Raw genomic sequence first — 431 nt, forward strand, 5'->3', positions numbered from 1 at the left:
GAAAACTCGAATTCGGGAGATCACGTCCCGGAAGAAAGCGATGCGAATGGAAGAGAGAATCCAGGAGCTCAATCGATACTTGATGGGATGGCAGGGATATTTTTCGCTGGCGGATACGCCAAGTGTCTTTAAAAGGATGGATATGTGGATTCGAAGGAGATTGCGAATGTGTCTCTGGAAGCAATGGAAGAACCCGAGAACCAAAGTCAAAAGGCTTATATCTTTAGGCGTGCCTAAGGACATAGCATATGAGTGGGGAAATACTCGGAAAGGGTACTGGCGAATTGCAGGGAGTCCAATTCTGCAACGTGCATTGAATAACCAATATTGGGAATCCAATGGATTAAAGAGTGTATTGGACAGATACAACTCCTTACGGAATATTTCATGAACCGCCGTATACCGAACGGTACGTACGGTGGTGTGAGAGG

The 431-nt window shown here is 45.9% G+C and carries 1 protein-coding gene; it reads left to right on the plus strand.

The window, feature by feature from the left end:
* The coding region (locus UQ64_RS00510; RefSeq protein WP_280818135.1) for a group II intron maturase-specific domain-containing protein at positions 1-391 on the plus strand (391 nt) is incomplete at its 5' end.
* Positions 392-431 lie beyond the last annotated feature (40 nt).

The organism is Paenibacillus etheri (genome assembly GCF_001012825.1).
GTDB classification, from domain to species: Bacteria; Bacillota; Bacilli; order Paenibacillales; family Paenibacillaceae; genus Paenibacillus_AQ; species Paenibacillus_AQ etheri.